The sequence below is a fragment of the Labrys sedimenti genome, from assembly GCF_034424805.1.
GTDB classification, from domain to species: Bacteria; Pseudomonadota; Alphaproteobacteria; order Rhizobiales; family Labraceae; genus Labrys; species Labrys sedimenti.
Window position 1 is genome coordinate 191,105 of sequence record NZ_JAXOUF010000003.1, and the last position, 24,412, is coordinate 215,516.

Here is a 24,412-nt window from a genome sequence, read left to right on the forward strand (position 1 = left end):
TGGCAATGCCTGCCGAAACGGCAGCCTGTCAAATCAGCGGTATGTACATATTCACGACAAGAACTATCAGTGTGTGCAGGCTGTTTCAGTTTGAATCATTTGTCGGATTGCCTATGCCGCGTCCCAAGTTCATTGTGCTGCTCCAGGGACCAGTCGGCCCCTTCTTTTCCGAGCTTGCGCAATCGCTCGTGGCGCGTGGCGACAGAGTCCTCAAGATCAATTTCAATTTCGGTGACCGTATCTATTCGAGGCGGATTCCGTTTGTCATGTTTTCCGACAGCCTGTCGGCATGGCGGGGCTGGTTCTCGCAGTTCCTGCTTGGCCAGAAGCCGGACAAGGTGATCCTGTTCGGCGATCAGCGGCCCTATCACCAGGTGGCTGTGGCGCTGTGCCGGGAGCTGGGCGTCGATGTGTGGTGCCTGGAGGAAGGGTATCTACGCCCCGATTACGTGACCGCCGAACGAGAGGGCAACAATGCGGCTTCCCTGCTGCCGCGGGTCCTGTCGGCCTATGACCACAGCAAGGCCGCCCCCGTCGAGGCGCCGGTGACGATCCCCGCCACCAGCTTCAAGCCCATGGCTTGGTGGGCTTTCAAATATTACCTGGCGATGTCGGCCGGCAGCCTGGTGTTTCGGCAATATTCCCATCATCGCGAGCGCTCCCTATTGGGCGAGGCGATGCTCTGGAGCCGCAATGCCATGCGCAAATACACCGATCGCTGGAACAATGCTAAAAAGATCATCGACCTCGTTGACAATTTCGACCGTAAATATTTCGTCGCTGCCTTGCAGGTGCATGATGACCTGCAATTGCGGGTTCATGGCGCAGGCTGGACCATGGAGCGCATGATCGAGGCCACGATCCGTTCCTTTGCCAAGCATGCCCCGTCTGGTACCCGCCTTGCCTTCAAGGCTCATCCGCTCGACCGTGGGCACCGGCCCTATCACCGCTTCGTGGCGCAACTTGCCAAGCTGGCGGGCGTGGCCGATCGGGTCTCCTTGATTGACGACGGGCCGACCGGGCTGTTGATCCGCCATGCCCGTGGCATGATTACGGTCAACAGCACAACGGGAATTCTGGCGCTGCAGCGCAATTGCCCGGTCTTCGTGCTGGGGAATGCGCATTACGCCATAGACGGCCTTGTTGCCCATGGTGGCGAAGACAAGCTGAAACAGTTCTGGAGCGCGCCTTTCCTGCCCAACGCGGCAGCAAGGGATGCCTTCGTCAGTCATATGGTGGCGGAGACGCAGATCAACGGTTCCTATTATCTGAGCCGTTACTTCGATCTGACCATCCACAACCTGATTGCTCGTATTGACGACAATGTGGTGGAATTGCCGAAGAAAACCCCTGCGCGTGTGCCGAAATCGGCTTGAAATCGCTCTATGGAAGTCTGAGGACAACCAGTCCTGTCAAGCCTCCGAAGCGAAGTGCGCTTAGACTGAAACGCTTTTTTGCTCTCGCGTCTTGGTTCGGCGCGTCTTCGCAGTTCTTGACGATTCCGTCACATCGCAAGGCGTCTTGAAGTCCGGCGGCGAAGGGCCTGCATCTGGACGGGCGGCGCGGCAACGCAATGGCTTGCAGCCCTTAATTAAGCCGGCTTATAAGACAGGCTAGCGCTGCCTCATCGGTCGTTGCAGAGCCGGCAAAAAAACGGGGGCAAACCTGCCCCCGTCGATGCAATGAGATCTGAGCAGCAGCGCGTCGGATCAGAACTTGTAGTTCACACCCAGACGCACGGCGTGGAAGTCCGGCGAGGCCTTGGAGTGAAGGGTGCCGCTGCCGCGCACCGTGTAGCTGCCGAAGTTCACATACTGATATTCGATGCGGCCCGAGAGATTGTCGGTGAAGGCATATTCGAGACCGGCACCGGCCGTCCAGCCCACCTTGGTATTGCTGTCGCTGAACGAAGCGCCGTCATAGCTGAGCTTGTAGTCGATGTTGCCATAGGCCAGACCGCCGGTGGCGTAGATCAGGAAGCGGTCATAGGCATAGCCGATGCGCGGACGCAGCGTGCCGTACCACTTGATGTCCGAGCGGGCACGACCGGGAGCGCCGGCGACCACACCATGCACGGTGTCCTTGATCTGGGCACCCTGGAAGTCGGTTTCGATACCGACCACGATGTTGTCGAACTGGTAGTTATAGCCGGCCTGCAAGCCGCCAAGGAAACCCTTGCCCGTCAGCTTGCCGATGTCGCCGAGGAAATCCGGATCGTGGATGCCGACCGTGTCGCGGCCGCCGAAAGCATAGCCGACGTTCGCACCAGCATAGAAGCCTGTCCAGGAGAACGGCAGGACAACCGGTGCCACAGGCTCAACAGGTGCGGGCGCGAGATCGGCAGAGAAAGCTGCCGTCGACGAGAGCAGAAGAGCAATTGCTGCTGCAGAGATTCTCATATGCATCACTCCTAAAGGCGAAATCACCATGCCAGCTTTCGAAACACGAGTCTGTAGCTTTGATGCAACAGGTATTTGGAAAATAACACGTTCAATTGATAGGAACCATAAGGTGCACGACCGATTTGAGTTTTTGCACGATAAGATGATTTGGCAATGATCACAAAGAAATTTTATGCAAGCCTGATGTTATATAGTAGAAAATAGTATCGCGAATGGGGAAATGTCGTTAAGTTAGAGAGTGTCAGTCGGCGGTTCGCCTCAGGCGGGACTCCTGCTGGCGAAGTTGTTTTTTGAGACTGCATGCTCGAAGTGATCCCGCACGACATCGAGGGCTTGCTGCACATGATCCCGCCAGGTGGGGAGGGCGGCACGGGTGCTGAGCTCGAAGCGGTCCGAAGCCAGTGCCGTCACCGCACCCATCCATTGCGGCAGGTCGATGGGATCGACCAGGCTGATGCCATGATGGCCTGCGAGTTCGGCCACCTCGCGATGGGCGGGAATGTCGGAGGCGATCACCGGCACGCCGAGGGCATTGGCTTCCAGGATCGGCAGTCCGAAACCCTCTACCAGTGATGGCTGTACCATGCCGTGCGCGCCGGCGATCAGGGAGGCGACGGCGGGGTCGCTGAGGTCGGCGACTTCCACGACATGGCGGGCCAGCGGGGCGGCGTGGGTCAACAGGTCCAGGACCTGGTCGACCTTCCAGCCCCGCCGTCCTACCAGCACCAGGCGCGGACAGGCCGCGCCGAGCTTCTCGGCAAGACGGCGCCAGAGCAGCAGCAGCAAAGCATGGTTCTTGCGCGCCTCGATGGTGCCGAGGCAGACGAAATAGGGGATCTGCGAAGAGGGCGGGCGCAGGGCGCTGCGCGTAAGGAATTCGTTTTCGACGGCCAGCGGCACCACCACCACGCGCGGCGCGGCAGGCCGATGCTCGCCGCGCGGGATGGCCGCCGCCAGCCAGGCGGTGAAGCGATCGCGCGAATAAGCCGAGTTGGCGATGATCAGGTCGGCATGCTGCAGCAAGGAGAGCATGCGGCGATGATGTTTGGCGGCCTCGCCTTCACGGCAGAACTCCGGGAAGTCGACGGGAATGAGGTCATGCAGCATGGCGACGATGCGTGCCCCGCGCCGCTTCATTTCCTGAATTTTGAGAGTGTTTTCCAAGCCCGAATGGGAAGTATTGAGATAGACCGATCCGCGCAGATTGAGAGGCAAGTCTCGCGTACCGAAGACTTGCCGCATGCCGGTGAGCGCTACCCGTGCGGCGGAAGGTTCCGTCCGGCTGGCTTCGGCCAAGCGCCGGCAGCCGCGTTCGGAGGCCCACACCGGCCTGGCGAGATAATCGGCCAGATCGGTGTAGATCCGATCCTTTTCGACATCGGCTCCTTGCCAGGCTGAATTTTCCGTGGGCGGGAGAAGCTTGTCGACGCGCCGCAAACCGTTGAAGCCCGGCATCTTGGCGACGAAGGAGACCTCGCCGGCCAGATCGGGCAGGAGCCGGATATAGGCGGCATCGACCCGATCGATGCCGGTGGGAGTGGTGCGGATGAGCCGGCGCAGATGCCGCGATACGTCAAAAAGAAACTGCATTGCGGGGCCACCAACGTATGATTCGGCGCAAGGGGCTGGTTTTGCCGGCGGGAGCCTGGCGCGCTGTGCTCAGCCAGTTCACCGCATCTTCGGCTTCCATCGGCAGCCCCCGGACGGGGTGCAGATAGCTCGGATAAAGGATGAGGGCGGCAGCCACCAATTCATCGAGCGTGCGGCGCCGCGTGCGGCGGGGTATGGCGACGCGGTCGGTCGTCAGGCCCCAGCCGGCAAAGAAGGGGGCTCCGTGGCAGGTCACGGGCTTGTTCCGCAACAAGGCTTCGAACCCCGCCAGCGAGGTGCGCACATGCACTTCGTCGGCAAAATCGATCCAGGCCGCGGCATCCCCCGACACCGCCAGATGATCGGCCAGGGCGCCGGCGGTGGTCGGGTCGCTCAGGCCGGGCCGTTTGCCGGCCACCAGATCGGGATGCTCCTTGAAAATGATGAAGGCGTCGGCGCATTCGCAGCGGACGGCACGCAGAAAGTCGAGATTGCTGGCCTGGCTGGGCAAGCCGAGCCTGAGGGATTGGTCATCGGGCACCTGCCCGGCCACCAGTACGCGCCGGCGTCCTCCTGCTTGCCGATGGACCTCGTCGGGCACATCGCTGCGCAGATTATATTTGGTCAGGCCCGCCTGCAGGATCGCCTGGCGCAGCCGTGTGGCGCGCTCGGTGAGGTCGGCGGGAAAAGTGCCGGTCTCCAGAAGAGTCTCGAGATCGCTGGCGGTGGTTGCATCATAATAGATGCCGCTCGCATCGAAGCACAGCGAGATCGGGACGGTGCCGGGAAAGCCGAGTCCGACCGATCTGAGGAAGCCGTCCTCGACCGCGATCACCGCCGCCGCGCTGGCGGAAGAGGGCGACAGGCCCCAGCTGAGCTGGCGCGCCTTGCCGGACGCCGTGGCGCTGAAGCGAAGCGTGGCGCCCGGGGCGGTGCAATAGCGCCGGAGTATCGGCCGTTTGTGCAGTTTGATGGCGACAGCCTCGGTCTCCCCGCGCCACCGGTCGGCATGGGCACGCCAGCCCTGCAGCCTTGCGATCGCCTGTTCAGGGCCGGTGGCGCGGCCGGTGATCGGATCGGCGTAGAGTGGGTAGCGGATCAGGGCAGCGTCGACGAGGTCGACGATGTCGAGCCGGTTCCCGACCCGCGCGTGGCGGCGAGCCAGGGCCTCGCGCGCGCCGGCCAGCACCGGCCGGTCCTCGCTCAATCCCCACCCCGCATAGAAGGGCACGCCATAGCACCGCACCGGCAATCCACGCAGAAGGGCGTCGAAGCCGAGCTGGCTCGACACGGTCCAGACCTCATCGACTTCATCGAGCACGGCGTGGGGCGAAACAGCATCGTCGAGCCGGCGCAGATGGGCGGCGGCCGCGAGGCCGGCGAAGCTGCCCTGGGCCCGGCCCGCCATCACATCCGGGTGCGAGCGGATGATGATCTCGGCGTCCTGCAACGCAAGGGCATCGGCCAGCATGGCGGCAAAGCTCGTCCTGTCGGCGCAGGCGCCGGCAATCGACAGATCGCCTGCGACCTGCTCGACCAGCAGGATGCGGCGATGCCCGCGCGGCCCGAGCTCCAATGGCCTGTCGGGCAGATGGTTATATTTGGTCAGCCGCCGATGCACGATCTCGTCACGTAGGGCGGTGGCGCGTGGCCGGGTCTCGTGAAAATTCCCCAGTGCCAGTTCGTGCTCGAGCCGCGACGGCGTGCGGGCGTCGTAATAGACGCCGAGGTCGTCCATCACCACCGAAACAGCCGCCGCCCCGGCCTTGCCGAGGCCGACGGAGCGCAGGAAGCCGTCCTCCAGGGTGAAAAAGGGGCGGGCCAGCCGGGCGGCTGCATGTCTGGCCCAGCGGGCCGGCAGCTTGCGGCCCCAGCCGGCGACGGCGTCAACTCCACGTCCCGCCTGTTCCAGAGCCACCAGCCGGTACTCCGGCAGCAACTCGCCGAGATCCGGGAAACGCAACAGCGTGACCAAGGGCAGGCCGATGACGCTGCCGGGGCGTGGCAACCAGGACCGATCCATCAGCATGACCCCGGAGAAGGCATGGCGAACCTGGCGTGCAAGGCGCCGGAGATGGAAGGCGGTCTCGAAGATGGTTGCAGGGGCGCCTGCATCAGAAGATCCATGGCCTGGATCGATGACCTTGATCGGGAGATGGACCTGCAAGACGCGGCGTGTCGCCGTTCCAAGCGGAAGGGAGCTGCACAGGCTTGCGGAAACGATGACGGCAAAGAGAGGTGCCCTAATACTAAAGGAGTAATCTTTGTGTCGTCGGCAGACTTTGAGCCGTTATGGTTCTCAGTCGCGGTGTCCCTCTGGGGAGTTCGAGCAAAAACCTCGTCACCAATTATCAGTATATTGTAAGAATTCCTTTTTTTACTTTTGATAAAAGTGGAAAAAATTAGGTGGTGAATTAAAGTGAGTTTCTCACAAGAGAATCTGATGTGTAGATTTCGTGACGATATGGTTGCCGGCGGCGGCGCAATTTCTGTTGCATTATCACGGAAATTTTGCAAATTGGCGCGGGCTGCCATGCAGCCTCCTTCGGTTGGCACTGCCAGAGCCCTCCGCCAATCCCTATGGTTCCTACTTACCTTTCGGGAGACCGAAACGGAAGTGAAAATATAGGAGCGATGGAAAGCGTGGAGTGTGGGTTAGCCCGAGCGAATGAGGTCTCCGTGGTGGGCTGGATGGAAGTCGATTCGGGTCCGGAGTCGTGACGTTCATTTCATCGGCACTGGCGAGAAAAGTTCGGCGGAAGCGGATGTTTGGACAAATGTTACCTCTTTCTGACTAGAGATCTTTACCACGAAAAGCATCAAGACTTGTTCCGGTCCGTCAGTGATGGGAAAAAAGATATGGTGCCGTTGAAAAGCGAGTGATGCCGAAGTGTTGCGTATTCCAATCATTCTCCTGATCACCACCAGCCTTGCGGCGTGTTCTAGCCTGCCGAATGCTGGTCCCACGGCCAAGACCATTCTGAGCCGTCAGCAGAATGGCGGTGCGCAGTCGCGCGGCGTCGCCAGCCCCTATTCCATCTTCGACGTCAACGCCGGAACGGTCGCGGTGCTGTCGCGGCATCGCCCGACCGGCTTCCTTGGCAGCTTCGCCGCAGGTGGCCCGCCGTCGAGCGGGACGCTGGGTATCGGCGACATGGTGTCGGTCTCGATCTTCGAGGCGAGTTCGGGCGGCCTGTTCGGCACTGCCGATGCCACCGGCAGCGCCGGCAGCAAGAGCGTGCAGCTGCCCGCCCAGCAGATCGATCGCGGCGGGCGCATCAACGTGCCCTATGCCGGCAGCGTCGTCGCCGCCGGCCGTACGCCGGCCCAGGTCGGGCAGGCCATCGTCAGCGCCCTGTCCTCCAAGGCGATCGAGCCGCAGGTGCTCGTCACCCTCACCCAGAATGCCGCCAATCTCGTCACGGTCTCCGGTGAGGTCGGCCAGGGCGGCCGCTTCCCCCTTGCCGTCAAGGGCACGCGCGTGCTGGACGCGATCGCCCTCGCCGGCGGTCCACGGGCCGCAGCCCACGACCTCTTCGTCCGCCTGACGCGCGGTTCGCGCACGGGCGTGGAAAGCCTGACTTCCCTGGTCTCCAATCCGCGTGAGAACATCTATATGCGCGCGGATGATCAGCTCTTCATCTATCGCGAGCCGCGCACCTTCACGGTGCTCGGCGCCACCGGCAAGAACGACACCATCGAGTTCACGAGCGACAGGGTCACCCTCGCCGAAGCCATCGGCAAGTCTGGTGGCCTGAACGATTCGCGCTCGGATGCCAGCGGCGTTTTCGTGTTCCGCTATGAGGATGCGGCCGCCTATCGCGAACTCAGGGGCGGCGTGGCATCCGGCGGCTATCGCTCGGGCAGCGTACCCGTGGTCTATCGCCTCGACATGAAGAACCCGGGTTCCTTCCTGTGGTCTCAGCGCTTCCTGATGCGCAACAAGGACGTGCTCTACATCTCGAACGCACCGTCGACCGATCTCGCCAAGTTCCTGCAGATGATCGGTGGGGGCGTGGGCATCGTCAGCGCCGGCGCCAATCTCTCGTCGATCGGGCGCTGAGTCCGCCGTCTTACCGACAGGTCCTTCTTTTGCACGCCTCGCCCGAAAGGGCGGGGCGTGTTTGTCTTGGAGGCGAGGACCCGTTTGCTGCCAGGCCGCAAGGCATGCGCACGCCATTCGTGCGATAGGGGACTTTCGACAAAGACATGGCGATCCGGACAGCCGTCCCGCATGGGTGTCACCGGCTGTCGGCGGCAATGCCGTCGGATGTGCCCGGGTAACCCGGCAATGGCAAGACTGCCGCCAGATCCTGCGAATTCCGGCGGCGAGGCTGCTCGCGGCTTCTGGAAAGTGTTCCCGCCCGTCAGTAACCGACGGTGAAGCGCGCCCGGCTATGGGCCGGCTTTTCGATCTCGTCGGCCAGCGCGATGGCATAGTCCTCGAAGGAGATGCTGCTGCCCTTGTCGTTGGTCAGAAGCTGGTCGCCACCCAGGCGGAACTTACCGGTACGCTCGCCCGGCACGAACAGGGCCGAGGGGGAGAGGAAGGTCCAGTCTAGCTCCTTCTCGCCGCGCAGAATGGCGAGGAATTCGGCGCCCTTGGTAGCCTCTTCCTTGTAGATGGCGGGGAATTCGGGCGTCGACACCAGGGTAACACCGGGCGCGACTTCCAGGCTGCCGGCGCCGCCCACCACCAGATAGCGCTTCACGCCGGAGGCGCGCACCGCCTCGATCAGGGCATGGGGATCGCTCGCGCTGAAATGCACGCTCGAAACAACGGCGTCATGGCCGGCGAGCAGCGTGGCCAGGCCGGCCTTGTCGTGCACGTCGCCCTTGCGGGCCGTGACCTTCGGATTGGCCGGCACCTTTTCGGGGTGGCGCACGATGGCGGTGACCTCGTGGCCGCGGCTGACGAGTTCGGCGAGGATGCGCGAGCCGGCATTGCCGGTGGCGCCGATCAGGGCGATTTTCATCTGGCTTTCCTTTCGGTTGAAGAGTTCTTGGCGTGAGGCGGGGCGGTCAGCCCCATTTCATCTCGCCCTTGACGACCTTGGCGCTCAGGTCGAGCGAGTCGAGGCCGCCGAGCTTGGGATAGAGCGCCTTCATCGCCTCGATCAGCGCCGCGCTGTCCTTGGCCTTGTCGGCCTCGCGGTTGAAGGCGGCGATATAGTCGTGGGTAAACTTGACGGCGGCCAGGCCCTCCGGCGCGCCCTCGGCGTGATGGGCCGGCACCACGATCCCGGGTTTGCGGGCGGCGATGGCGTCGAGCGCCCGGATCCAGGCCTCGCGGGAAGCGGCATCGGCATTATCGGCCAGCCAGACATGGCCGCCGGAACTGACCAGCACGCCGCCGAACACGGCCTTGAGGCTGGGCACCCACAGATAGCGCCGGTCATGCATGTCCGGCACTTCGACGATCTCGATGCGATGGCCCTCGAGATCGAGTGCGGTGGCCTCGGACGGGGCGGGGATCACCACCTCGACCAGGCTGCGCGGACCGTTGTCGCCGAGCTTGGGGCCCCAGACATCGAGCTTGCCCTGCACGCTGGCCTTGATCGAGGCCACCGTCACCGGCTTGGCGATCACCTTGGTGGCGGGGAAGGCCTCCACCACCGGGCGCAGCGAGAAATAATAGTCCGGGTCCGGGCAGCTTACATAGATGGTGGTCAGCGTCTTGCCGCTCGCCTTGATGGCTTCAGCCAGCTTGCGGCCGTCCGAAAGGGTGAAGCCGCCGTCGAGCAGGATGGCTTCCTTTCGGCCCGTCAGCAGCACCGGCATGCGGGAGAACCCCGCCTCGTCGGCCTGGAAGGCGCGCCAGGCGAGCTTGCCGCCGGCGGCATCGGCCGAGGCCTGGGGGAAGAGGGCGCCGGCGCCGAAGAGGGCGGTGAGCTTGATTGCGTCGCGTCTGTTGATCACGGGGCGTGTCTTTCCGGTCGATGCCGTCAGGCGTTGAGGTGGGAAACGAGATTGTCGAAACTGCCGAACAGGGCATTCGAGGCGATCAGCCGCTGCTGCCCGTAGCGCTGGGCGACGAGGGCCGGCACGCCCTGGGCGCCGAGGCTGGCCATCAGGGCTCGCCCTTCGACGATGCGGGCGCGGTTGGCGGCGAGTAGCGCTTCGTCGGGCGTGGCGAGGCGGTCGGCAGCGGCCGTGAAGCCCGCGTCGCGCAGGATGGCGACGAGGCAGGCCAGGGATGTCGTGTCGCGGCCCTCGACATAGCGCCCGGCCTGGAGGACCGCGAGGGCGTCGAGTTCGCGCTCGGGTTCGGCCAGGACCACGGCGGTCAGCGCCAGCGTGGCCGGCCCCGAATCGAACAGGCTGTCTTCGGCGTCCAGCACCTGATTGCGATAGGCTTCGGTAAAACGCTGGCCGGTGAGGCGTTCGATGCGCTGGTCGTTGGACCAGGCATAGGCGGCAAAGCCCGCATCCATCGGCCGGGCGCCCGACCCCGTGAACAGGCCGGTCGGGACAGGGCTGACGGCGACGCCGGCGGCGCGCAGGCGCTGCAGCATCGGGGCAGCGCCATAGCACCAGCCGCAGAGCGGATCGAACAGATAGGTCACGACTTGCCCATTGGCAGTCTGGCTGGAAGGAAGCGGCGTGGACATCGAAATTTCCCTGCCGCGAAACATGGCCTGCCGATTTCTCGAGAAAAATCCCGAACAATTTGACAGAGTGTCTGATTGAATCGGACAATAAGGGTGATCGAACTTGCGTCCCCTTCGTCCGCCATCAGCAAGGGGGGGGAGCAGATATTCAGGTGCAGGAGGCCTATGTCCGAGCTTCTCAATCTCAACCGGCTGGCCTTCTTCACCGCGGTGATCGAGACCGGCTCCTTTACGGCGGCGGGGGAGAGGCTCGGCGTCGCCAAGGCGGTGGTCAGCCACCAGGTCGGCAAGCTGGAGGAGGAACTCGGCGTCACCCTGATCCTGCGCACCACCCGTCGCCTGCAGGCGACGGAGGCGGGGCGCGTCTTCTATGATCGCGCTGCCCTGATCCTGCGCGAGGCCGAATCCGCCTTCGGGGAGATTTCCAGGAACGCGGCGGAGCCGACCGGCACTCTCACTCTCGCGGCGCAGATCGACTATGGCGGGGCGGTGGTCGCGCCCGCCATCGCGGCCTTCCGCGAACGCTATCCCCATATGCGGGTCGAGGTCGCCTTCGACGATACGGTGGTGGATCTGGTGGATGCGCAGGTCGACGTCGCCGTGCGCGTCGGCTGGCTCACCGATTCCTCGAACCAGGCCCAGCGGCTCGGCACCTTCCAGCAGCATCTGGTCTGTTCAGCGGCGCTTGCCGCGCGCCTGCCGGCCGATCTCGACCCCAAGGGGCTGGCGGGGCTGCCCTTCGTCGCCAACCATGCCTTGCGCATGCCGACGCGCTGGCTGTTCTCGCGAGGGGACTGGGAGCGGGAGACGGTGGAGGTCACCGCCGTCGTCGATGCGGACAAGACGCCGACTTCCTACGCCATGGTGCTGGCGGGGGCTGGCCTGTCGGTGTTTCCGGATTTCCTGGTCGCCGGCGACATCGCCGCGGGCCGGCTCGTCCGCCTGCTGGCCGACTGGACGCTGCCCGCAGGCGGCATCCATGTCGTCTACCCGGCCGCGCGCTTCCGCCCGGCCAAGGTGCGCTTGTTCGTGGAGATCCTCAAGGGTCTTGAGCGGGCTCGGAGTAAGCCCTGAGGATTGCGCCGCTCATGCCCGCGCTGGCTTGTCCTCGGGCAGGATCATCTGGCTGGGGACGTTGGCGCCGCCCCGGGCCAGGGCGTAGTAGACCACCGAGGTCACCACCAGGCTGACGATCCAGGAGATGTCGGCATCGTCGAGCATCTTGGCAATCGGCCCTTCATAGAGCGCCTGGTTCAGGAAGGGGATCTGGATCAGCACGCCGAAGAGGTAGCAGCCCAGCGCCGTCCAGTTATAGGCGCCGTAGCGGCCCGAGGCATCGTAGAGGGCGGGAACGTCCACCTTCTCCTTGGAGATCAAATAGTAGTCGACGAGGTTCACCGCGCTCCAGGGCACGAACACGGCCAGCAGCAGCAGCATGAAGTTCTTGAAGGCCGAGAGGAAGTGGGCGCTGGCGAACAGGGCGATCGCCACAGAGCCGGCCACGAACAGCACGATATAGGCCATGCGGGCCGCCTGCGAGACACTGCGCTGGCCGGCATAGGCGCTCACCGTGGTGAGCAGGGTCATCGAGCCGCCATAGGCGTTGAGGCAGTTCACCGTGAGCTTGTTGGTGACGATGACGATATAGACCAACACGGCCACGCCCGGCCCGGCGAGCTCGCCGAGGAAACCGACCTGGTTGGCCAGGAACTTGCCGCCCAGGGCCGCCACCACGGCGCCGAAGGTCATGGCGATCTGGGCGCCGATGGCCGAGCCGAGCAGGGTCGACCAGAAGGTGACCGAAGCGGGGGTGGAGGAGGGCAGGTAGCGCGAATAATCGGCGACATAGGGCGCGAAGGTCAGCTGCCAGCCGGCGCCAAGCGCAATGGCGAGCAGGAAGGTCGCCATGGTGAAGGGCTTCTGGCCGAAAGCGTCGGCGACATTGTACTGCCCCAACAGTTTGAAGGTGAGATAGGCAAAGCCGAGGATGCCGACCACCGTGGCGATCCGGCCGATGATGTGGATGAGATTGTAGCCCACCACCGCGACGATCACCGTAATGACGCCGAAGGCGACCATGCCGAAGGCCGGGTTCTCCACGCCGAACATCAGGTTGATGGCCTGGCCGGAGAGCACGGTGCCGGTGGCGGCGAAGCCCAGATACATCACCACGGTGAGAAGGAGTGGCAAAGTGGCGCCCTTCACGCCGAACTGGGCACGCGAGGAGATCATCTGCGGCAGGCCGAGCCGCGGGCCCTGCGCCGAATGCAGCGCCATCACCGCGCCACCGAGCAGGTTGCCGATGGCCAGGCCGATGATGGCCGTGAGCGCTTCGGCCCCGAACACGATCGAGAGCGCGCCGTCGACCACCGCAGTGATCTGCAGGTTCGCGCCGAACCACAAGGTGAACTGGTTGAAGGGGGAGCCATGCCGCTCGCCCTCCGGAATCCGGTCGATCGTCCGCTTCTCGATCGCGCCCGTCTCTGCCGCCATGCCGCCCCTCCCAAGAGCTGATGTGCAAACGCTATGGTATAATATGTATATACAAGTTATTTCAATGCGCGCGAGAAAAGGGAGAGTCAAGGGGGATTGTGCGTGGGTTGTCGCGCGGAGAAGCGGAGGCCGGCAGCGCTTGGCACGCAAGGACGGCCTTCAGGACATGCACTCGTGGAGCGAAGGTCCGGGCGGCCGTCAGCGCCGGCGGGCGACGACAAAGGGGCGGTGATCGTTGCCCTTGCCGGCGTGGTTCTCGCAGGCAAGGACCTCGAAGCCGGCGGCGGAGATCTGCCGATCCAGCTCGGCTTCCGTGAACACGCCGGCATAGGGGGCGAGGCCGATCAGGCGCATTGCCGGCAGCAGGGCGAGCCGGATGAGCACGTTCATTTCCCCGACACAGGGGGTTTTGGAGATGAACAGGCCTTCCGGCGCCAGCAAGGCGTGGATAAGGTGCAGCGTGCCGGGCAGGTCGCGGACCAGATGGAGATAGTTGAAGCCGAGCACGGCGTTGAACGGCTCGGCTCCGGGTGCGAGGGCTTCAGCCGTCGCGGCGCGGAAAGTCAGCGCCGGGACCGGAGCGGCGGCGTATTTTTCCTCGGCGATCGCGATCATGCCGGCGGAAATATCGGTGGCGAGATAGTCGCGCACGCCATCAGCGAGCCACAGGGCTGTCGTGCCCGTGCCGCATCCGAGTTCCAGCACCCGGTCGCCCGGCTGCAGCAGGGCCCTTGTCCGTTCCAGCGTACGCTCATAGCCGGCCGGGTCCGCGACCGGGCTGGCCGCATAACGGCGCGCGGCGCGGTCCCAATAGTGCGCACTGTCGACGGTTCCGACCATGCTGCCCCTCTCTGCGCCCCGATGGAGCACAAGCGCGGTGATTTGAAACGGCCGATCGTGGCGGAAGCGAGGTGGGGCAGCCTTCAGGCCGGCTATATCCTCCCGGCAGGCACGACGCTTCCCTGCCGATCTGGAGATTGGCGCGCCGAACCAGATTTCCAATCAGGAGATCCGGGCCAATCGGCCCTGGCGGCCGGGAACGATAAAACGAAGAACGATGTCTACGCGATAGCTCTCCAACATTAAGGTCGCCGCCGACGTCCATCCCTGGTGGGAAGTTTAATGGTTGATCATAAGTTGTAGAACTGCAAAACTGGGCGATATTTCCATGTTATACTTGGCAACCATGTCATCGACATACAATCCTACCCGTCGGAACCGTAACATCGGGACGCCCAAGCAAGGCTACGGACAAAATAATCGGATGGTCATTCCGCAGCTTTTCGCTTCGAAACACGGGAGCACTGCGCAGATCGGCTCTCATGAAAAACTGATCCACGAAGTGAATGGAAGAAAGGTTACATTCATCGTCGAGCATCCTAATAGAGGCTTCCTACATGCCTGCTCAGTTGAAGACGTGCTGTTCATGCTTTCACACATTCCCAGTACCGATTGGGTGGGCCTAAGTACCTTTGTCTTTCGGCAGTCGACTCGAAAGACGCGAATAATAAATCCTGCATGGGGGAGGCTTTATTATCTTGCTGAGTTCACATTCAGTCCCCGGCGTGGCCGTTGGAATGGGCCTGCAATATTTCTGGAAGCTTGCAAGGTCAGTGATATATTTAAATGGCCCATTAGTCTGGGTCGGGAAGACCGGAATGAACTCGAGAGGCTTCGCGCCGATGGTCATGGCATCGAGCGGATAGGTCGAAATCATATAATCTCTAGCCGAATTGAGGCTGTACGCTCCACACAGCTATATCGAACCCTTCTGCATGAGATCGGGCACTGGGTTGACTGGTTGGAACAAGTAGAAACGCGGGACGGAGATTTTAGCGAGCTTCTCGACCTATATTTTGCTCGGCCTAAAAGTGAGCGTGAGGCATTTGCTGATCGCTACGCGGATCATTGGCAGGAAATCCTGCGCAACAAAGGAATTATACCGTTCGATAGGAGGGGCTGAGGCGTGACAAACGAGAATGTCGAGCACGGGGCGTTCCAAACCACGGCCGTGCCGGCGAGTTCCACGGGCGCAAGCTGGCCCATTCTGAATGGCGCAAGTCTGCAAGACATGACCAGGCTGTATCGAACAGGCGCATGGAGGCGTTGGTTTACTGTGCTTCCTGGTGGCGGGCGCTAATACCGCGCGAGGGAGGCAATCAGTGAACGAACCGAGACATGGTTGGCGGGCCACGCCCGACGAAGATGAGCACTACGTATACGCTATAGCTCTCTAACGCCGCACGGTGCGACTACTTCCAGTGCTAATTGTCGCAGTTCATCAGCGGTTTTGGCCATTTTCTGAGTGGCCGGGTCTTGGGATTAGACAACCAGCGGCTTTTGGAACCCGAACATGGGATAGGAGCCAATCGCTAACGGTAGCGATTGGCTCCGTTTAGCGTCGCGGGGGAACGCCCGCGCGTTGGTCTCGATATTCCTTGGTGTGAACGTCGCCGTTCATGGCGTCATAGCCTTCCGGGCCGCTGCGAAGACGTCGCGTGCGGACGTTGTCCCCGCTACGTGCTCTGTTCCCTCGACGCCGAGGTCCATCCATCCCGCATTCACGGCCTCGTACATTTCTTCGGCAGGTCCGCTGTGGCCCTTCGGGATGCCGAATTGCTCTAACGCTTCCGCCCACCCTGCACGCGGGATTGCAAAGGCTTTCACGTCGAGATTCAGGACTTCGCCCAATTGCTCCGCGACTTCATCAGCAGTGACCATCGAACCAATCTCGACGATGCGCTGCCCTGACCACGCTGGCCCGGTCAAAAGGGTTGCGAACTCCGCGCCGATGTCGTTCGTCGCGACCATGGTCGATTTCCGGTTTGTCGGATTGTAGAAGACCGGTAGCGTTCCGCCCTGCGCGACCTGCAGGCCGAAAAGAAAGTTTTCGAAGAATCCGCCTGCGCGCACAAATGCGACTGGCGATATCAGGTCGCGAAAACCTTGCTCCAGAAGCGACAAGGCCGTGATCACCCCATGCCCGCTGGTTCTGTTCGCACCCATTGACGAAAGCGCAACCACTCGCGGCGGCGCTGCCTTGGTGAGTGCCTCGACATAGTTTGCAATCACGCCCTTTGCTTCCTTGTAATCGGGCGACGGCGCCCAGACCGGAGGCAACATGACGAACGCGCCTTCGACGCCTTTGAGCGCTCGCTCGATGGCTGCCGAATCATTCCAATCGCCGTCAACCAGCTCCACGCCCTGGTTCGCCCAGTTAACCGCCTTCTCGCGATCGCGGACCAGTGCGCGCACCTTTTTGCCTTGCGCTAGCAAATGCCTTGCCGTCGCGCCGCCCACGTTTCCCGTGATTCCCACTACTAAAAACATGCGTTTTCTCCTGATGTTGAGGGACAGAGCACTGCCCCGGTTGGTTCAATGAACGAGCGGTAGAATGGCCCGGATACGGGGATCGCGCAGATAGAGGCCGCCCCAAGTCATCGCGCCCAGAAGCAGAGAAATGATTTCCGGCGGCGACCCCAGCTCACCGATGCGGACATGGGCGCAGATCGCGCCTCCCAAAAAACCCGTCACCAGGATCGCGCCGAGGACGGCGGTGGCCGGGATGGCGTAGAGGATGGCGCAGGCGAGTATGAACGGACCGACAACTTGGGTCAGATCCATCGCGAACCCGGTTTCCTGCAACATGCTCGCGATCTGCGCCGGCGCGAAAAGCTGAATAGTGCCGTCTGCCACCAGAGCGATAACGACAAGCGCGCTCATTATCCGGCCGGCCCACAGGGCACGATGCAACGTCACAGCTTTCGGCACCTGATGCAGTTTCATGGTTTCGGACACTTTCTCCGATGGAGACCTCATATTCCGGAGGCTACTGTGTCTCTCATGTATGATAAACAACGCCAAAATGAACGCACTGTTCTTTCTGCGTGAAATAATATTAAGGCGTGAAAATGCAAAATCTAGAACCCATCCTCATATTCATAACGGTCGCCGAAATGGGGAGCTTCACCCGCGCGGCCGATAGCCTAGGCATCCAAAAGGGGCGGGCCTCCACGGCGGTCCGGAAGCTGGAAGAAGATGTCGGTGTTAGGCTCCTGCACCGGACGACGCGCAGCGTGCAGTTGACGGAGGACGGGCGCGCATTTCATTCCCGTGCCCGCGATCTGCTTGCTGAAGTCGATGACCTGCACTCGATGTTTGCAGGCGATCGCGTGGCACTCCGCGGGCGTTTACGGGTCGATCTTCCGACCGAGGTGGCGCGCACAACGATCGTGCCGGCCTTGCCTGACTTCATGGCCGCTCACCCCGAGCTGGAGCTGGAAATCTCGAGTACGGATCGACAAGTCGATCTGGTTCAAGAGGGGTTCGACTGTGTATTGCGGCTTGGCCCCATCAGGGACGAAACGCTGGTTGCCCGCCAGCTTGGCCTGTTGCGTATGGTGAACGCTGCCAGTCCCGCTTATCTGGCGCGCTATGGCATCCCTCGATCGCTAGAAGATCTCCAGCGTCAGCAGCATCGGACAGTTCATTTTTCGACGATGCTGGGCGCAAGACCCCATGGATGGGAATATCCAGACGGCGACAGCTACGCGACGCTTCAGTTGCCAGGTGCGCTGCACGTCAACAGCGCGCAGACCTACGACGCTGCTGCCCTCGCCGGCCTTGGCCTGATTCAGGCGCCGCTCTTGGGGATTGGCCAATACTTCAGGAGCGGAGCGCTTGTGGAAATCATGCCCGATTTTCGTCGCCGGGCGCTCCCCGTGTCCCTCATCGTAGCACACCGGAGCAATCTGTCGCGCCGAGTGCGCGCATTCATGAAGTGGATTGAAGAGGTGCTGACGCCATATCTGGAATAGCAGGACGAGATCTTAGTGCTGCCCTCGAAATCAACGTCCTGAAGTTGTGCCGGCGTCGACGGTCCAGCGAATGCAACACTGTCGGATTATCGCAACCCCTGCATCGGACGACAACAAACGGCCGCTATCAGGAGCCGTCGATGCCCGCCAAACGGCAAGAACTAGGCGATTCCCGCCCTTGCAGCAGGTCGGCGTGTTATTGGAAATGCTGTTGGCCGGCCATGCGGCAATCGGCGGTGAATGAGTAGTTATCGCGCAGAATATCGCGCCATGGCGTAGAATCGGCGGGGCTGGCGGGCCACGCCCGACGAAGATGAGCACTACGTCTACGCTAGCCTCCCAAGCAATGGGAGCAATCGCCGTCACTCAATCTCTCTTCCCACTTGCCGTGTTCGACACCTTCCGGCTGAAGATTGCAGCGCCTGCGAGGAATAGAACCGCCGTACCGAGGTTCCACCCGAGAACCATCGCGGTGGCATCAAGCGGATGGAACATCGACAGGGCCGTCGCGGTGATCGCCGAGACCGCGAGGCTTCCCATCAGAATGACCGATGTGGGCCGTAGTGCCGCCGCGTAGCGCAGCATCGCCAGCATCAGCAGCGACAGAGGCAGGCTGGTCAGCACAAGCGTGGCGAGGCAACCGGATGCGGCCTCAACGGTGACTGCGCCTGGCGGCACAGGCACCCAGCCCGCGAAGCACTGATAGCCGATCGTCGACAGCCAGACGACGAGCGCCGGGGCGGGCAAAAGAAGCCATCGACGGGACCGGTCCGGCAAGCTGACGAAGAAAGTGGCGATTGTCGCAAGAACGCCGGTCATGAGCGACGAGATCATGTTGATGGCGAACACGGCATCCTGCATGCGCTCGGTAAATTGCGGCCGCACACCGTGGCTGACCGTCATGAGGCCCATGATCACGGCGGCAAGAAGGAGCCATCCAACGGCGCGAACCAGCGGTGGACGAAGGCGTCGGACCGGTGGGGCGTTGGTGGCGAGGGAGCGGATCAGATCAGACGTGTCCATCAAGAATCCCTCCGATCCGAGAGCAAGGTCCGCAAATTGCGGAGCGCCCGATGGGTCGCCATTTTCAGCGACGCGATGGACAATCCTGTCGCATCGGAGGCTTCCTTCAGCGACATTTCCTTCAGCTTGAGGAGATCGACAGCCGTCCTTTGGATCGGCGGCAGGCCACCGAGGGCCTCGTTCAGGCGATGCTTGTCGAGCACATTCTCGTTGTCGTCGGACGCTGTGGCGGTTGCCTCATGCTCGGCGGTAAGCGGCGCCTCGCGTAACGCCTGCCGGCCACGTCGACGCAATCGATCTATGGCGCGACGATTGGCGATGCCGACCAGCCAGGGACCGAACGGCCGTGCGGGATCGTAGGTGTGCCGGATCGAATGAAGGGTCAGCAATATGTCCTGCACTGTATCTTCGATGTCCCAATGGTCCTTGTGCCATCGCCTGACCAGTGACCTGAGATAGGGTGTAATCTCCTGGAGAAGGCGCAGGTAGGCGACCGTATCGCCGTCCTGGGCGCGCGCCATGAGAATTGTCCAGTCGAGATCACGCGAAGAAGCAGCCTCCGAATCCCGCGGCGTGCGCTTCGCTTTTTCTCCTGTCGCCTCGCCATCCGAGGCCACCAGTGTCAGACGCCGCCGCCCATCATCTTGCATCGCGCCAACTCCCGAAGGCTGCGGATGCAAGCAAACAATCGCCCTGGGACCCGATATGGAGGTTGCGGTCCATTATCATCTTGCCCCCGGCGAACAAAATCGAACATCGCGTTTAGAGATCCAGCGGTCAATGGAGACTACACCAGGACCAATGGCCAGGATACTTGTTGCCAAAGCTGTCCAGTACAAGTGGAAATTGGCCCAGCCGTCGGGAAACACCAACTGGATCACGCCCGTCATGACCAGCAGGCCGAGCGCGGCAAGGCGCGTTCCGAGACCGATGATCAGCAGGGTGGGAAGCACGATCTCAGCGATCGCCGTTGCCAGCGCTAACTGGTCAGGTGCTGGAAGCGCATACTCTCCCCCGAAGACATGCAGCTTGAACTGCTCCTCGAACAGGAATTGTGTTCCCAGCGAGAGGGACAGGAAGCCGTCCCATCGCGTGAGGCCGGAGCGAAGGAAGGGAAGCGCCAAGGCAATGCGCAACAACGGAGGCGCGATGTGCCGCGCAATCGCTTCGATCCGGACAAGCACGTAACGGACAATTGCAGCAGCTCCGCCCAGCGGTGTCGGTCTCGTGTTCATGCAACCTCCATCGATGGGGCCGGCTGCATGTTGTAGCCGACGATCATGTTTGCCTCGACCATGCCTCGCAGCGCATCCGCGAGATCGAAGCGCGGGTTGGCAATCAGCGCCTCTTTCGCGGCGTCTACGATTGATGAACTCGCCTGCAGGGCCTCGATGAATGCAGAGGCGCCCGCCGGCAGACGCCGAATCTCGACCTCCGCCTCGGGACGAACGACAAGCGCGTCATCTTCGCTGTCGTCGAGATCGATACTGCCGACGCTGTTGCCGTCGGTGTTTGCCTGCCAGATGCCCACGATGGGAAAGACAGATCTTACGGTGCGGACGGACGGATGCAGGACGAGCCGCAGCGCAGGGACATCGCCCGGCGGCACGCGACCGAGGGCGGACGACGGCAGCGGCGATGCTTCGGCCGCGTGATAGGCCTCGACCCACGCCCGCTCGAGACGCGCGACATCGGGGAGATAGGCAAGCACGGCGGCAGGCTCGAAGCGCCCGATGAAGGTGGGAAAGCCGGCGCCATAATCGAGCATGATCGGGGAGGCCGGCGGCTCCGTCATCACGTACAGTCGCGCCATGGCGGCGAAAAACTCCTCGCCGACCAGGCGATGAACCACCGGATAAGCGGCCTTCAGGGTCTCGATCAGCCCGACGACGACATTGTTGCGATAGACGGCGAAACGCATCTCGCTCGGCCGTCCGTCGGGACCGACCAGACCGGCGGGAGCCGGCTTGTGCGGGTCAAGGAGCGCCCTGACGAAGTCAGCCTGTCGGTCGGCGAACCCGCCGACGGCGGAATTTGTACCAATCGAGCCGATCATGGGCGATCTCCTCGATGGGGACGCTGAACGACGTTGGTCCAGAAGGCGCGAAGGCTGTCGACGCCGCCGGCCGTCGAACTCCAAAGGGTCGCGTCGCCAACCAGCAGCGTGCCGGCAAACGTGTCGGGCTTCGACTGCAGCAGTGCGTCGAAAGAGGTGCGGCCGTCAGCCGTGAAGGGATGGGGCGGAGCCGCAAGATCGATCTTCTGGCGCGCCAGCACGTCGAGTTTCGTGATCGCCTCGCCCATGCGCTCGAAGTGCGGCAGGTGGGGGTGAAGATTGAAGGTGCTCACGCCCGAGAGCAGATGAAGGCGGTCAAGAGAGGCATCGGCGTCGATTGGCGATGGCCTGCCATCCGGTTCCGAGGCGGGGCGCAGTCCGAACCTGTTATGAACGGGGACATCCAGGCCGGCGAGCAGAGAACGTCCGAAGCCGCCAAATCCCTGTCGCGGCGGAATGGTCTTGTCGCCATGATGTAGAAAGTCGGCGACTTGCCGCGCGACTACCTCCTCATGCGAGTCCGCCTCTTCTTCGCCGATGTCGTGATGCGGGCCGACGAATAGGAGGTGATCCGGCGCGGAGAGAAACGAGCGGACGAAATCGATTTCGACCTGGCTCGCCTGCTGATCGGTCCGCAGCGAGTCGAAACTGATGATAAGGAGCGTGTCGATGTCTTCGAGGACCTCGGACCCGAGCGGGACGAGCCGGCCATCGCCGCCGACGCGCTCAATCTCGACAACCGGATGCCCGGTAATCGCTTCTCCCAGATTCGCGAACGCAGCGAAGTTCTGCTTCATGATGTGATCGAGGAAACCCGCGATGCCCTGCTCGAAGCGTGACGGATCGCTCAATTCCTCGAACCGTGGAAAGAGCATACGGCGGCTCTCGAAGAGCGCCGGAAACCGGTTCTCGATGATGTCGAGCGGAGCTCCGGTCTCATCCGGCCGGCTCCAAGCATAATAGATCGCAACTCTCCGCGCCAGCATATGAGCTCCTCCGAGAATTAGCGTGCGTGGATCAGGGCGGGTGCCCGGCGCTGCACGCGATCGATGTCGACCATCATCAGTTCGGCGCGCTCCGCCTCGGCCTTCAGTGTCGGCCAATCAGGTAGGTTCGCGTCCCACTCGATCAGGGTGGGAACCGGACCGATGCGCGCGATCGTATGGGCGAACAGCCCCCAGACGATTTCTTCGACCGGTCGGTCATGGGCATCGATCAGGAGGGGACGTCCTTCCTCATCGGCGTCGGGCGCGAAGCCGGCGAGATGGATTTCCTGCACATGGGAAAGTGGATAGGCGTCGAGGTAGGCGATCGGGCTCCATTCCTGATTGGTGCAGGCAACGTGGACGTTGTTGACATCCAGCAGCAGGCCACAGCCGGTTCGCCTTACAATCTCGGCAATGAAGTCGGTCTCTGACCAGGTACTCTCGATGAAGGCCAGATAGGTGGATGGATTCTCCAGCAACATCTGGCGTCCGAGCACGTCCTGCACCTGGTCGACATGCTCCACGACGCGCACCAGAGTCTCGTCCGTATAGGGCAAAGGAAGCAGGTCGTTCAGGAAGCCGACGTCATGGCTGGACCATGCAAGATGCTCCGAGAACAGCGCCGGGGAATAGCGATCAATCAACTGTTTCAGGCGCGCCAGATGGCCCTGGTCCAAAGGCCGATCCGCGCCGATCGATAGGCCGACGCCGTGCAGCGAAAGCGGATAACGCTCGCGGATCGCGGTGAGGTAGCGATGCGGCGGCCCGCCCGCGCCCATGTAGTTCTCGGCATGGACCTCGAAGAAGCCGATATCGGGGGACTTCTCCATGATCGTCCGGTAGTGCTCGGCCTTCAGGCCGACGCCGGCGCGTTTCGGCATCGTTGTCTGCGAGGATTTGAAGGTCCGTTCTGGCATGGCGTTCACCTTGACCGTTTCAGGGGACGGCCGGGCCTTTGAGGCCCGGCCGAGCAGCAATCAGGCCTTGGGCTTGAGGCTGCCCATTCCGTTCGGCGTGGAGACGGTCGTGCAGGTGCCGGTCGGCACCAGCTTGAACGCATTGCCCTGATAGTTGGCGGTGCTGGTGCCCGCGCAGGTCGTGCCGGCGCCCGCATAGCAGTCGTTCTGGCCCTTGAGCGCGACGCCGAAGCAGGGCTCGACCTTGCCGGATTTCACCTTCACGGTGTTGTCGGCCTGGATTTTCTTCTGCTGTGCCGAGAAATCCTGCGCACTGGCGGGAGCGACGGCAAGCGTGCCGAAGGCAGCCGCGAAGGCACCGGCTACCAGCGTAGACATCAGACGATCGGACATGTTGGTTCTCCTGAAAGTTAAGCCAGCACATCCGTTGTGGCTGGCGGGATGGCGGCCGCTTTGGCGCGCCTGTAAGGTGGTTCGTTGTGATGTCCTCCGAGGTAACCCTGCTTCGGAGGAATTTTTGTCAGGCGGTCTGAGCGCCTTGATCGGGCGAGTGACGTTGAGCAGCCGCTTCTGGTTATCGACGGCACATTCCGCTGGCCGACCGCGAACAGCGGTTCAGGTGGAAGGGCCCTTTGAACTCAGAATCCCGTCCCGCTCAGGCTGCCGGCTTCGACGCGACCACCGCGCTCGGATGCAGCTCGGGCTCGGCGGCCAGCAGTTCGGGGACGGTCGCGAAGATCTGGCCCGCGGCGCTGCCAGACATGTGGGCGCTCAGGCTTCCTTCGCTGTCGAAGAGGTCCACGAGGAAGATTTTGTCCGCGTCGGCGTTCGAGCGCAGGACGAGCCAGAGCGTCGTGCCGGCTTCCGCCTCGACCGCTGGCAGTGCGGCGGCGATTCTGTTGGCTGCTTCCTCGCCCAGGCCAGCCTTGGCCTTGAACACGACGACACCTGCTACTCTTGTCATGGATGCGTTCCTTTTCGTTGTTTGGAGTGCTCGCCTGTCAGGCTTCACGAATGAAGGTTCGCTATGGAGCCCGGAGAGGTAACGCGACAATCAGACGATCAGGCTGGTTTGGTCTTTCGCTTCATGAGTCAGGAGACCACCTCGGCTCGCTCGCCGGACCGGTCGCCGTTCCCGATTCAGATTTCGATTGCCTGCGCACTCGCAGATCTGCGGCTGGCCAAGACGCGACGCTGCGATCAAGCCCAATCATATCGGGCTGTAGCGTAGAATCGGCGGTTCGCTGAGCCGCTTGGTGTCGTGCGGCGATCGGCGGAGATCAACGGCTTTGGCGTACCAACGTGGCCATGTCGTACTATCGGCGGGATGCCGGCCATGCGGGGTATGGCGCGGTGGGATCTCGGAGCTTCGGATCGCGCGCCTGTCCAGCGTTGTCCACGCTAACGGGTTCGAGGGACGGGAGCACAGGAATCGGTGGCTTTTTTAACCGTCTTGGGCTACTGCTTTGAAAGCTTATATCGAGTGTTGGGCGCTTGACGCACATTCAAGTATAGCG

The 24,412-nt window shown here is 62.5% G+C and carries 22 protein-coding genes; 4 read left to right on the plus strand and 18 right to left on the minus strand.

The features are described 5' to 3' along the window. Positions 1-5: 5 nt before the first annotated feature. Positions 6-1,376 carry a capsule polysaccharide biogenesis protein gene (locus U1R88_RS12515; RefSeq protein WP_322431507.1) on the plus strand — a complete coding sequence of 457 codons (1,371 nt, stop codon included), beginning with the start codon at positions 6-8 and terminating at the stop codon, positions 1,374-1,376. Between the two features lie 333 nt (positions 1,377-1,709). Here the strand turns inward: U1R88_RS12515 and U1R88_RS12520 are convergent, their stop codons facing one another. From U1R88_RS12520 to U1R88_RS12530, 3 genes are all read right to left on the minus strand, one after another. Further along, on the minus strand, positions 1,710-2,399 hold the full coding sequence (locus tag U1R88_RS12520; protein ID WP_068292809.1) for an outer membrane protein: 690 nt from the start codon (positions 2,397-2,399) through the stop codon (positions 1,710-1,712). Between the two features lie 261 nt (positions 2,400-2,660). Continuing rightward, a complete protein-coding gene (locus U1R88_RS12525) occupies positions 2,661-3,992 on the minus strand; it encodes a glycosyltransferase family 4 protein (protein WP_322431509.1) in 1,332 nt (443 codons plus the stop codon). After that, positions 3,976-6,159 carry a capsule polysaccharide biogenesis protein gene (locus U1R88_RS12530; protein WP_322431510.1) on the minus strand — a complete coding sequence of 728 codons (2,184 nt, stop codon included), beginning with the start codon at positions 6,157-6,159 and terminating at the stop codon, positions 3,976-3,978. The genes U1R88_RS12525 and U1R88_RS12530 overlap by 17 nt, the downstream gene beginning before the upstream one ends. 723 nt (positions 6,160-6,882) lie before the next feature. Between U1R88_RS12530 and U1R88_RS12535 the strand changes: the two genes are divergently transcribed. Further along, on the plus strand, positions 6,883-8,055 hold the full coding sequence (locus tag U1R88_RS12535) for a polysaccharide biosynthesis/export family protein (protein ID WP_068292814.1): 1,173 nt from the start codon (positions 6,883-6,885) through the stop codon (positions 8,053-8,055). Positions 8,056-8,359: 304 nt separating this feature from the next. Here U1R88_RS12535 and U1R88_RS12540 read toward each other — a convergent pair whose 3' ends face one another. The 3 genes from U1R88_RS12540 to U1R88_RS12550 are packed head-to-tail and all read right to left on the minus strand — an operon-like array spanning position 8,360 to position 10,603. Then, positions 8,360-8,968, minus strand: coding sequence for an NAD(P)-dependent oxidoreductase (locus U1R88_RS12540; RefSeq protein WP_322431511.1), 609 nt, complete (start codon positions 8,966-8,968; stop codon positions 8,360-8,362). 46 nt (positions 8,969-9,014) lie between these two features. Next, entirely contained in the window at positions 9,015-9,911 is an 897-nt protein-coding gene (locus tag U1R88_RS12545; RefSeq protein WP_322431512.1) for an MBL fold metallo-hydrolase, read from the minus strand. A gap of 26 nt (positions 9,912-9,937) precedes the next feature. Beyond that, positions 9,938-10,603: a DsbA family protein gene (locus U1R88_RS12550; protein ID WP_322431513.1), complete on the minus strand. Its 666-nt coding sequence runs from the start codon at positions 10,601-10,603 to the stop codon at positions 9,938-9,940. Positions 10,604-10,768: 165 nt separating this feature from the next. Here U1R88_RS12550 and U1R88_RS12555 point away from each other — a divergent pair, with 165 nt between their 5' ends. Then, positions 10,769-11,677 (plus strand): LysR family transcriptional regulator, encoded by a 909-nt coding sequence (locus tag U1R88_RS12555; RefSeq protein ID WP_322431515.1) that lies wholly within the window; start codon positions 10,769-10,771, stop codon positions 11,675-11,677. 12 nt (positions 11,678-11,689) lie between these two features. On the opposite strand, the gene U1R88_RS12560 is transcribed toward U1R88_RS12555, so the two are convergent. From U1R88_RS12560 to U1R88_RS12575, 4 genes are all read right to left on the minus strand, one after another. Next, positions 11,690-13,096: a purine-cytosine permease family protein gene (locus U1R88_RS12560; protein WP_322431516.1), complete on the minus strand. Its 1,407-nt coding sequence runs from the start codon at positions 13,094-13,096 to the stop codon at positions 11,690-11,692. Positions 13,097-13,294: 198 nt separating this feature from the next. After that, positions 13,295-13,936 carry a methyltransferase domain-containing protein gene (locus U1R88_RS12565; protein ID WP_322431517.1) on the minus strand — a complete coding sequence of 214 codons (642 nt, stop codon included), beginning with the start codon at positions 13,934-13,936 and terminating at the stop codon, positions 13,295-13,297. 1,617 nt (positions 13,937-15,553) lie between these two features. Then, positions 15,554-16,426 carry an NmrA family NAD(P)-binding protein gene (locus tag U1R88_RS12570; RefSeq protein ID WP_322431518.1) on the minus strand — a complete coding sequence of 291 codons (873 nt, stop codon included), beginning with the start codon at positions 16,424-16,426 and terminating at the stop codon, positions 15,554-15,556. A 45-nt stretch (positions 16,427-16,471) separates the two neighbouring features. Beyond that, positions 16,472-16,894, minus strand: a complete 423-nt coding sequence (locus U1R88_RS12575; protein WP_322431519.1) for a DoxX family protein — start codon at positions 16,892-16,894, stop codon at positions 16,472-16,474. A 113-nt stretch (positions 16,895-17,007) separates the two neighbouring features. Here U1R88_RS12575 and U1R88_RS12580 point away from each other — a divergent pair, with 113 nt between their 5' ends. Continuing rightward, positions 17,008-17,913, plus strand: a complete 906-nt coding sequence (locus tag U1R88_RS12580; protein ID WP_322431520.1) for a LysR family transcriptional regulator — start codon at positions 17,008-17,010, stop codon at positions 17,911-17,913. Positions 17,914-18,279: 366 nt separating this feature from the next. On the opposite strand, the gene U1R88_RS12585 is transcribed toward U1R88_RS12580, so the two are convergent. From U1R88_RS12585 to U1R88_RS12620, 8 genes are all read right to left on the minus strand, one after another. Continuing rightward, a complete protein-coding gene (locus tag U1R88_RS12585) occupies positions 18,280-18,936 on the minus strand; it encodes a DUF1109 domain-containing protein (RefSeq protein ID WP_322431521.1) in 657 nt (218 codons plus the stop codon). After that, positions 18,936-19,586, minus strand: a complete 651-nt coding sequence (locus tag U1R88_RS12590) for a sigma-70 family RNA polymerase sigma factor (RefSeq protein WP_322431522.1) — start codon at positions 19,584-19,586, stop codon at positions 18,936-18,938. The genes U1R88_RS12585 and U1R88_RS12590 overlap by 1 nt, the downstream gene beginning before the upstream one ends. 75 nt (positions 19,587-19,661) lie before the next feature. After that, positions 19,662-20,171, minus strand: a complete 510-nt coding sequence (locus tag U1R88_RS12595; protein WP_322431523.1) for a DoxX family protein — start codon at positions 20,169-20,171, stop codon at positions 19,662-19,664. Then, a complete protein-coding gene (locus U1R88_RS12600) occupies positions 20,168-20,992 on the minus strand; it encodes an HvfC/BufC N-terminal domain-containing protein (protein ID WP_322431524.1) in 825 nt (274 codons plus the stop codon). The genes U1R88_RS12595 and U1R88_RS12600 overlap by 4 nt, the downstream gene beginning before the upstream one ends. Continuing rightward, positions 20,989-21,867, minus strand: a complete 879-nt coding sequence (locus U1R88_RS12605) for a hypothetical protein (protein ID WP_322431525.1) — start codon at positions 21,865-21,867, stop codon at positions 20,989-20,991. Before U1R88_RS12605 ends, U1R88_RS12600 begins: the two co-directional genes overlap by 4 nt. Before the next feature lie 128 nt (positions 21,868-21,995). Further along, positions 21,996-22,859, minus strand: a complete 864-nt coding sequence (bufB, locus tag U1R88_RS12610) for an MNIO family bufferin maturase (protein ID WP_322431526.1) — start codon at positions 22,857-22,859, stop codon at positions 21,996-21,998. A gap of 96 nt (positions 22,860-22,955) precedes the next feature. Then, positions 22,956-23,288 carry a BufA1 family periplasmic bufferin-type metallophore gene (locus U1R88_RS12615; RefSeq protein WP_322431528.1) on the minus strand — a complete coding sequence of 111 codons (333 nt, stop codon included), beginning with the start codon at positions 23,286-23,288 and terminating at the stop codon, positions 22,956-22,958. 262 nt (positions 23,289-23,550) lie between these two features. Continuing rightward, the gene (locus U1R88_RS12620) at positions 23,551-23,859 is read right to left on the minus strand and encodes a putative quinol monooxygenase (protein ID WP_322431529.1); all 309 of its coding nucleotides are present in this window, start codon (positions 23,857-23,859) and stop codon (positions 23,551-23,553) included. Between the last annotated feature and the right edge of the window lie 553 nt (positions 23,860-24,412).